A 9,075-nucleotide genomic window follows, 5' to 3' on the forward strand; every position below is an offset into this window, starting at 1 on the left:
AATGGTGCCCCTGTCTTTTCAGTTCGCCGGTTGACAAAAAGTGCCCGCCTAGAAGAGCCTGCTCTATCCGGTAGGCAACAAGCGTGTTGTTGAGCATCATCGGCACAATTAACAGGGACTGATCGGGAATGTATTCGAGGTCAGCGCTGCCCATGTCGAGGTTGAGAAGTAACTCTTTGTTCCCATCATCGGCGATGCGGTAGACGGCCCCGGCGATCCAGTCCGACACAATCCAATTGCCGTCGCCGTCTGGTTCTAGCCCGTCAAGGTTCCCTACGGGATCGCCCGACCCCAAGGGTGCGACACTACCGGTTTCGACGTCCACAGTTATAAGATGCCCACCTGTCTTCGTGGTGAAATCTTGCTGTAAATCGAGGCCCCATGGTGCGACGAGCAGCTGGCCATCACGCATGCTGAGACCGTTGGGGTGCTGGAGCACATCGCCTTCCGCGAGCACAGAGAAATCGCCGTCAGCCAGAACATGGATCTTTTGGGCGATCATGTCCGAGACATAGACCCGGCCCGCTGCATCGAGCGCCGTGTCGTTGAGAAACGATCGCACCTTCGGCAGGCCATGTCCCGGAAATTTCACCTGCTTCAATATCGATAGCGACCAGTCGGTCGATATCGCTCACGTAAAGGGTGGCGCCGTCGCTTACCAACCCCTTGGGTGCGTCCAGCCCGGTGACCCATTTCGCCTCCAGCATCTGTCCGTTGGGACTAACCCGAGAGATGTATCCGTTGCCGTCCTTGGCTGTTGGCTCGCCGTTGATGTTGGAGACGTAGAGAGCGTCTCGCGCCTCGTCAAAGTGCGCGCTCTCGGGTGCTTCGAGGCCTTCGAGCGTCCAGACGACGTCCTGTGCTGCCGCGAGCGAACCGATCAGAAGTCCTGCGGAAATGGCTGCCGTTGTTGAAAAATAATGCATGATAGTCCTCCCTGATATTCTGTGGTGAAAGCGCGTTTCAGAGTATCTTACGCCACGTCAACTTTTTTTGTCATCTGATCGGGATGGACTGTTCAATTTGGCATTCAACGCGCCCAGTTGAGACCCTTGGCCATTTGGCGGAATTGACGGTTATCGCTGGCCGAGATGAGGTCCGGCTTGTTCCGCTGCGCCCACTCTCGATGTCTCAGTTGCGGGACAAGACCGCCATTGGCCAACCAGTCCGATTGGGTGCGTCTCTCAAATTTGAGCGTGAGCTCAAATTGGTAAAAGTCTGTTAACATCTTAGCGCATTGACTTGTGACGGCCCGTCACTGTCTATGAAAATTGTCTCTCAAGCCGACATTCCGCCGGGAACAAACAGATGTTGCATCAACTTTTGGTCCGGATGCTGGAGCTGCTGTTTGACGGCCTTAGCCAAAAAGCGCCCCGCATCTCCAACATCTTCAAGCTCGACAATGATGTTTTCACGGAACGTTTTGAGAATTGGTGCGACTTCCTTGGTGTAGACGTCAATATCTCCACCTAGAACGCGACCTTGCTTCTCAACGGCAACGATGGCCGCGATGGCTCCTTTCGACGACGAGCAGATAATCGCGTCGATCTCGGGGGACTGCTTAAGCCTGCGGGTCACCCAATGGCGTATGTCGTCCGATGGTTGGTCGCTGTTGACGTTTTTTGAGATGTGGTAACGGATGCTAAGGGGACCGGCGTATTGTTCCAGACCTCGCACCATGTCTTGTGCATAATATTGGCTCAACGGAGGCAGGACGGCGAGGACGTTTTCGCGCCCGCGGGTTTTCAGCCGTTTCAACGCATCGCTTATGAAGGCTGTGTTGTCGTAGTCATAGTAGGCATGCTTTTCGCACCAGTTCGTCCGCCCATGCGTGGCAAAAGGGAAGTTTTTCTCCAGGAGATATGCAACGCGGGCGTCCTCTGGTTCGGTCATGTTGAAAATGACGGCATCGGATGAATGGGTTTCAACGATGTATTTTATGGGCCGCAAAGGATCCTCGTCAGGAAACCACGGCAGAATATTGAGGTGAAACTGCGTGTTGCGCAATTCGCCGGCGATTGAGCTTGTCAGCTTTGCGGCGTTGGTCATCACGTCGCCCTCGGCAGGAAGGACGAGCGTGATCACGTTCGTGCGGCCGGTTCGCAGGCGCACCCCGGCGCGGTTCGGAACATATCCGATAATTCGTGCAATTCTTTGAACAAGGTCCTTGGTGTCGTTTCCGATATCTGGCGCATCGCTCAGGGCGCGCGACACCGTCGCGACAGCCATTCCGCTAATTCTCGATATGGTTTTGAGCGTAGGCGTTTCACTGGAATCCACCAGCCGACGAATATCGTCGTCGTTTGCCTTTGCCATTTCGGACGCGATGCGTTTCATCCGGCCACTCCAAGCATCTAGGCAGCAAGGGCTGCAGGACGCACTTCATTTCTTTCGCCATATGTATCGTTTGTCAGTGCCAGAGCACACCCCAGTTTAGGCACTAACAGAAAATGCTTGCAAGCAGAAACTAAATCGATATAGAAATTTCTGAAACGATTCAGTCATAGGGAGGAACAAACATGAATCGAACTTCCAAATTACTTGCAGCGACCGCAATAGTGGCCGCGTCCAGCGCATCTGCCACTGAACTGGAGGTGATGCACTGGTGGACGTCTGGTGGTGAAGCCGCTGCGGTCCAAGAGTTTGCGGCAGCCTTTGACGCCACCGGCAACACTTGGGTTGATGCTGCGATCGCAGGCGGCGAGTCCGCGCGTGCTGTCATGGTGAGCCGTTTAACTGGTGGTGACCCGATGGGCGCCTTTCAATTTAACCACGGACGTCAGGCAGAAGAGCTGATCGAAGCAGGGCTGCTGCGCGACATCACTGATATTGCAGAAGCTGAGGGTTGGAAGGACATCGTAAACCCATCCACGCTTCTCAATGCGTGCACCGTTGACGGTCGCATCTATTGCGCGCCTGTGAACATCCACTCATGGCAGTGGCTATGGGTTTCGCACAAAGCATATGAAGATGTGGGCGTGAGTGTCCCTACGAACTGGGATGAATTCGTTGCGGCATCGCAAGCATTGGCAGATGCCGGAAAGACGCCGCTGGCGATGGGTCAGCAGGGCTGGCAGCAATCCGGCGCGTTCAACGTGATGTTTGCAGCACTGGTCCCAAGCGAAATCTATCTGTCAGTTTACGGCGACAAAAATGCCGAAGTTGCGGCTGGCGCGGAAGTTGCACGTGTCTTTTCGGCGGCAGCTGACGCCCGCGACATGTCGTCAACGTCCACAGTTCAGAACTGGAATGACGCGACCAACCTGGTCATCACCGGACAAGCCGGTGGTCAGATCATGGGCGACTGGGCACAGGGCGAATTTGCCGTTGCCGAGCAAGTCGCAGGCGAAGACTATAGCTGTCTGCCGGGTCTCGGCGTGACCGAACTTCTGGGAACAGGCGGCGACGCGTTCTACTTCCCGGTTCTGTCTGATGACGCGCAGATTGCTGCACAGTCCGAACTGGCCGCGTTGATGCTGAAGCCAGAAACTCAAGTTGCGTTCAATCTGAAGAAGGGCTCGCTGCCGGTACGAGGCGATATCGACCTTTCCTCGGCCAATGACTGCATGCAGAAGGGCCTCGCCCTGCTGGCGGATGGCGCACTGTTGCCTGACACCAACATGCTGCTCACGTCGGACACGACGAACCAGATCAACACGCTCTTCACCGAGTTTTTTGCGGACGCTTCTATCAGTGCTGCAGATGCGCAGGTGGACTTCGTGAAGATTATCGAGCGCGCTGAGTAAGCAAACCATCGCGTGTCGGCCTGCTGTGAGTGGCAGGCCGACATCTACGGATCTCTGATTGGCAAAGGGGGGAAGCAGATGGCTTCTACACGCCCAAATCAGTTATTTCGCAACAAATCAGCAAAGATTGCAGCGATCCCAATGATCGTGACCGCGCTTTTTGTGTTTGTCGGCGGAACAGCTTGGACTATCGTTTACAGCTTCACCGGTTCAGGCCTTTTGCCGCGTCTCAAGTGGGTCGGACTCGACCAGTACGAGCGGTTGTGGGACACCAGAAAATGGATGATCTCAATTGAAAATCTGGCGATTTACGGGTTTTCGATGCTGATCTTGGTGTTTGTGATTGGCTTCATTTTAGCCGCGCTTCTTGATCAGAAAATCCGTTTTGAGAATACGATCCGCACAGTCATTCTTTATCCATATGCTCTCAGCTTTGTGGTTACGGGCCTGGTGTGGCAGTGGATATTGAACCCCGAGTTCGGTGTTCAGAACATCGTCCGCGGCTGGGGCTGGGAGACGTTCACTTTCGACCCGCTCTACAACGCCGAGATTGCGATTTTCGGCATTCTGATTGCGGGCCTTTGGCAAGGGAGTGGCCTTGTCATGGTGCTGATGCTCGCAGGTTTGCGCGGTATTGATCAGGACGTCTGGAAGGCGGCCCGGGTCGACGGAATTCCGTCGTGGAAGACATATCTATTTATCGTCATCCCAATGATGCGCCCGGTCTTCATCACCACGCTGGTGCTTGTGGTAACGGGGATCGTCAAAATCTACGATCTGATTGTCGCGCAAACCGGAGGTGGACCCGGTATCGCAACTGAGGTTCCGGCCAAATACGTTTACGACATGATGTTCCAGGCCAACAATCTCGGCCAGGCCTTTGCGGCTTCTACAATGATGCTGGTGACGGTGGCGCTGGTTGTCATCCCTTGGGCATTTCTCGAATTCGGAGGCTCGAAGAACCGTGGTTGATACAACATCTCATACCTTTACAGGTCCGCATGGACCCAAGCCCACGAAGGCCTTCTCTCGGCGCAATATCTTCCTTTACGGGACACTGCTTGTGGTCACGCTTTATTACGCGCTGCCCCTTTATATTATGATTGTGACATCGCTAAAGGGCATGCCGGAAATCCGCATGGGCAATATCTTTGCGCCGCCCCTTGAGGTCACCTTCGAGCCTTGGGTCAAAGCGTGGTCTCAGGCCTGCACAGGTCTGACTTGTGATGGGTTAAGCACTGGCTTCTGGAACTCGGTTCGCATCACAATTCCTTCGGTGATCCTGTCGATCATCATTGCCTCGGTGAATGGATATGCGCTCGCCAACTGGAAGTTCAAAGGAGCCAATGTCTTCTTCACTATCCTGATCTTCGGCGCGTTCATTCCGTATCAAGTGATGCTCTATCCGATCGTGATAATGTTGCGCGAAATCGGACTTTACGGGTCCCTGACGGGCTTGGTGATCGTTCACACGGTCTTTGGAATGCCCATCCTGACGCTCTTGTTCCGGAACTACTTCTCATCGCTTCCCGAGGAGTTATTCAAGGCGGCGCGCGTAGACGGTGCAGGATTTTGGGGCATTTACTTCCGCATCATGGTGCCGATGTCTTTACCAATTTTCACGGTTGCGATGATCCTGCAAGTGACTGGTATCTGGAATGATTTCCTCTTTGGTGTCGTTTACACCGGCCCCGAGAGCTATCCCATGACGGTGTCGCTCAACAACATCGTGAACTCCTCGCAGGGCGTGAAGGAATACAACGTCAACATGGCGGCGACGATATTAACAGGTCTAGTGCCTCTGACCATTTACTTCGTCTCTGGAAAACTTTTCGTACGCGGCATTGCTGCCGGCGCAGTCAAAGGCTGATCTCATGACAAATTCAGTTGAAATTAAGAATCTCGACCTTCAATTCGGCGCAATCAAAGTCCTGCAAGACCTCAATCTGGAAATTGGTAAAGGGGAATTTCTTGTACTGCTTGGCTCATCCGGCTGCGGTAAATCAACTTTACTTAACTGCATTGCCGGACTTCTGGACGTCAGTGGCGGACAGATTCATATCAATGGGACAAATGTGACCTGGGCCGAGCCGTCTGAACGCGGCATAGGCATGGTTTTCCAGTCCTACGCGTTATATCCGCAGATGACCGTTGAGGGGAATCTCTCCTTCGGACTGAAAAATGCCAAGCTCCCGAAATCGCAGATCGAAAGCCGCATAAAGCGTGCGGCCGAAGTCCTTCAGATAGAGCCGCTCTTGAAGCGAAAACCTGCCGCTCTGTCCGGTGGCCAACGACAGCGCGTCGCGATTGGCCGTGCATTGGTACGCGATGTCGACGTCTTTCTATTCGATGAACCGCTTTCAAACCTTGATGCGAAGCTGCGCGCCGATTTGCGTGTAGAGATCAAACGTCTTCACCACAGCCTCCAAAATACGATGATTTACGTGACACATGACCAGATTGAGGCGATGACGCTTGCAGATCGCATTGCCATCATGCGGGGCGGCCAGATCATGCAGCTGGGGTCTCCGGACGAGATCTATGGTCGTCCGGTCAACAAGTATGTTGCTGACTTTATTGGCTCACCGTCGATGAATTTCCTTGAGGGCAAGATCAACGAAGGCGCATTTCACGTCGGTGACCTTGTGATCCCGCTTGAGCGGTATGCGTTTGCAGGCGGTGGACCTGTGAACGGCGATACGACGATTGGCATACGACCCGAGCATGTGGTCACCGGCGAACTTGTCGGAAACGCCCCATTCCAGGTCGACGTTGAGATTAGCCTGATCGAACCCACGGGGTCAGATACGCTTGTTGATTGCAAGGTCGCAGGAAAGCACTTCCGCGTCAGAATGGACGGTCAGTCACGCGTTTCTGTTGGGGAGAAACTGCGGATCGGAATCAACCCGGCAATGGCCTCGTTGTTCGATTTGAAATCCGAGTTACGCCTCTGATAAGACCGTCTCAGGCCGTTTGCGACCCGGCCTGGTTTTCTGCGAACGTTAATTATTTCAAGGACTTACTATGCCCCGCATATCTTACCAACTCTATTCCTCGCGAAACTGGGATACGAGCGAGACGTTCAAAATGCTTGCGGATGCAGGCTACAAGGAAGTCGAAGGTGTTGGCCCGCACTATGAGGATTTGGCCAAGACACAGGCGCTCTTGGCGGCGCATGGAATGACAATGCCAACAGGACACTTTGCCCCCGATCTCATTGAGAGCAACTCTGAGAGAGTGATTGAGATCGCACGGGCATTGGGGATCAGCACTGTCATTGCACCTTATCTTGCCGCAGAAAATCGCCCGACGACTCTCGCCGGCTGGAAGGAATTCGCGGCCAGACTTGCGAAGATGAGTGAGCCAATTGTGGCTGCCGGTCTGGAGTTTGCGTGGCACAATCACGAATTCGAGCTGGAGCCTGTCGAGGGTCAAATGCCACTCGATATCATTGCCGAGGCATCTGAGAATATTCAACTCGAGCTTGATATTGCCTGGGTTCATGTCAGTGGCGAGGACCCTGTCGCGTGGCTGAGTAAGTATGCCGGCCGTATCGTTGCGACGCATGTAAAGGATGTTGCCCCAAAAGGTGAAAATGCCGATGAAGACGGCTGGGCGGATGTCGGTTACGGCTCATTGGATTGGGCGGCCATCAAACCTGCAATGGATGCGGCAGGTGTGAACCGGTATGTCGTCGAACACGACAACCCAAGTGATCACAAACGCATGGCCACACGCTCGTTGGCGAGTGTTAAGGCGTTTTGAGGAAGACTTATAATGAAGAAATTTGGAGTTGGAATAATTGGGTGCGGGAACATTGCTTTCTCATATCTGAAACTTGCGCCTTTGTTCCGTTCGATCAACGTGCTGGCGGTCGCCGATCTGAATATGGATGCAGCCGTGGCCCGCGCGGAGGAATTCTCGGTTCGAGCGGAAACGGTCGATGGGCTTTTGGCAGCCAGCGATATCGAGATCATCGTGAACCTGACAATACCGGCGGCGCACTTTGAGGTGACAAGGCAGATCCTTGAAGCCGGGAAGCACGCGTATTCTGAGAAGCCATTTGTATTGACGCTTGAAGAAGGCGAGGCCCTTCGTGAGCTTGCAGCGAAAAAAGGGCTTCGCGTCGGATCCGCGCCGGACACATTTCTGGGCGGCGCACACCAATTGGCGCGTTCAACTATCGACGAGGGAATGGTTGGCGAGATCATCGGCGGGACATGCCACGTGATGTCGCCCGGCATGGAATCCTGGCACCCAAATCCAGATTTCTTTTTTCAACCGGGCGGAGGTCCGATCCTTGATCTAGGCCCTTACTATGTGACCAACCTGGTGCAGTTGATTGGCCCTGTGAAAACCGTGTCTGCCATGGCATCTGCCAGCTCCAAAACCCGGATAATTGGCAACGGTCCGCGCCTTGGCGAAACTGTGCCGGTAGAAACGCCAACAAACATTCACGCGGTGTTGGAGTTCGCAAACGGCGCCCTGATTACACTGGGTGCAAGTTGGGATGTGTGGGCGCATCGGCATAAAAATATGGAGCTCTATGGCACCAAGGGATCACTTTATGTGCCCGATCCGAACTTCTTCGGAGGGGATGTGCTTCTTGCAGAGCAGGGAGACAGTGTGGCTGAAGTTGCTTCGCAGGGTCATCCCTTCGGGATCGAAAACATGGAAGATGGCCGAGGCATTGGTCGCGCCAATTATCGCTGTTCGGGGCTGGCAGAAATGGCGGCGGCGATCGCGGAAGATCGGCCTCATCGCTGTAGCCTTGAACTTGCGACCCACGTTGTTGAGATCATGACGGCGATCCTCCGTTCGGCCGATGAGCGCACCTGGATTGATATGACAACAACTTGCAACCGCCCTGAGCGATTGAGCCCTGAGAAAGCCAAAGCCTTGTTGGTTTGACTCAGAGATACTATCTCTCCCGGTCTTTTGATTTTGGTCAGACAAATGCTGCCGCATAGGCATTCCGATCACTATGAGCCAGTTTTTCCGAGGCAGCGCTTGATTAAAAATGGACTTCGTTCGATCGCGCAGCACCGCAGAGTTATTTCAAACATTTAACCTGGCTGCTGTCGGCTTCCAAAGTCATGGCGTGCTCGGCACGCGTCCGCTGCGAATAACCGGTTTCAGCACTTTACGAGAGATATTGCAGCTTGAACCAACTACTGGGTTGGGCTCAAGCACTAAATCGCTCCGCGATAGGGGCGCTTGTGGCGGGTGTTGCGTTGAATCGGGATTTGTTGGGCAACATGCGCCATTGGCATCCGGTCGTTGCAATGTAGAGGATCGCATCGAACACGTCGCGCAAACGTGTCGTACG

General features: G+C 54.1%; 9 protein-coding genes and 1 pseudogene. 6 read left to right on the forward strand and 4 right to left on the reverse strand.

Annotation, left to right across the window (positions count from 1 at the left end; genetic code table 11):
- The 3 genes from AC221Y_RS16035 to AC221Y_RS16045 all read right to left on the reverse strand — a co-directional run.
- On the reverse strand, positions 1-502 hold a 502-nt coding region (locus AC221Y_RS16035; protein WP_486707743.1), incomplete at its 3' end, for a hypothetical protein.
- A complete protein-coding gene (locus tag AC221Y_RS16040; RefSeq protein WP_299753575.1) occupies positions 471-926 on the reverse strand; it encodes an SMP-30/gluconolactonase/LRE family protein in 456 nt (151 codons plus the stop codon). The genes AC221Y_RS16035 and AC221Y_RS16040, both read right to left, overlap by 32 nt.
- Positions 927-1,278: 352 nt before the next feature.
- Positions 1,279-2,337: a LacI family transcriptional regulator gene (locus AC221Y_RS16045; protein ID WP_299753573.1), complete on the reverse strand. Its 1,059-nt coding sequence runs from the start codon at positions 2,335-2,337 to the stop codon at positions 1,279-1,281.
- Positions 2,338-2,519: 182 nt separating this feature from the next.
- On the opposite strand from AC221Y_RS16045, the gene AC221Y_RS16050 reads away from it, so the two are divergent.
- The 6 genes from AC221Y_RS16050 to AC221Y_RS16075 all read left to right on the forward strand — a co-directional run bounded on the left by AC221Y_RS16050 (position 2,520) and on the right by AC221Y_RS16075 (position 8,657).
- On the forward strand, positions 2,520-3,746 hold the full coding sequence (locus tag AC221Y_RS16050; RefSeq protein WP_299753571.1) for an ABC transporter substrate-binding protein: 1,227 nt from the start codon (positions 2,520-2,522) through the stop codon (positions 3,744-3,746).
- Positions 3,747-3,824: 78 nt separating this feature from the next.
- Entirely contained in the window at positions 3,825-4,718 is an 894-nt protein-coding gene (locus AC221Y_RS16055) for a carbohydrate ABC transporter permease (protein ID WP_299753569.1), read from the forward strand.
- Complete coding sequence (locus AC221Y_RS16060) at positions 4,711-5,616, forward strand: carbohydrate ABC transporter permease (RefSeq protein WP_299753567.1); 906 nt, start codon at positions 4,711-4,713, stop codon at positions 5,614-5,616. The genes AC221Y_RS16055 and AC221Y_RS16060 overlap by 8 nt, the downstream gene beginning before the upstream one ends.
- A gap of 4 nt (positions 5,617-5,620) precedes the next feature.
- Positions 5,621-6,700: an ABC transporter ATP-binding protein gene (locus AC221Y_RS16065; protein ID WP_299753565.1), complete on the forward strand. Its 1,080-nt coding sequence runs from the start codon at positions 5,621-5,623 to the stop codon at positions 6,698-6,700.
- Between the two features lie 70 nt (positions 6,701-6,770).
- Entirely contained in the window at positions 6,771-7,511 is a 741-nt protein-coding gene (locus AC221Y_RS16070; protein ID WP_299753563.1) for a sugar phosphate isomerase/epimerase family protein, read from the forward strand.
- A 12-nt stretch (positions 7,512-7,523) separates the two neighbouring features.
- Positions 7,524-8,657, forward strand: coding sequence for a Gfo/Idh/MocA family protein (locus AC221Y_RS16075; RefSeq protein WP_299753561.1), 1,134 nt, complete (start codon positions 7,524-7,526; stop codon positions 8,655-8,657).
- 340 nt (positions 8,658-8,997) lie between these two features.
- Here AC221Y_RS16075 and AC221Y_RS16080 read toward each other — a convergent pair.
- A pseudogene (locus AC221Y_RS16080) lies at positions 8,998-9,075 on the reverse strand (transposase); the annotation flags it as partial.

It is taken from the genome of Boseongicola sp. (assembly GCF_057460485.1).

What these genes read in the sequence shown, in the direction of transcription:
- AC221Y_RS16055 (WP_299753569.1), top strand. Translation starts at nt 3,825, where the DNA reads ATGGCTTCTACACGCCCAAATCAGTTATTTCGCAACAAATCAGCAAAG.
- AC221Y_RS16075 (WP_299753561.1), top strand. Translation starts at nt 7,524, where the DNA reads ATGAAGAAATTTGGAGTTGGAATAATTGGGTGCGGGAACATTGCTTTC.
- AC221Y_RS16050 (WP_299753571.1), top strand. Translation starts at nt 2,520, where the DNA reads ATGAATCGAACTTCCAAATTACTTGCAGCGACCGCAATAGTGGCCGCG.
- AC221Y_RS16040 (WP_299753575.1), bottom strand. Translation starts at nt 926, where the DNA reads ATGCATTATTTTTCAACAACGGCAGCCATTTCCGCAGGACTTCTGATC.
- AC221Y_RS16045 (WP_299753573.1), bottom strand. Translation starts at nt 2,337, where the DNA reads ATGAAACGCATCGCGTCCGAAATGGCAAAGGCAAACGACGACGATATT.
- AC221Y_RS16065 (WP_299753565.1), top strand. Translation starts at nt 5,621, where the DNA reads ATGACAAATTCAGTTGAAATTAAGAATCTCGACCTTCAATTCGGCGCA.
- AC221Y_RS16070 (WP_299753563.1), top strand. Translation starts at nt 6,771, where the DNA reads ATGCCCCGCATATCTTACCAACTCTATTCCTCGCGAAACTGGGATACG.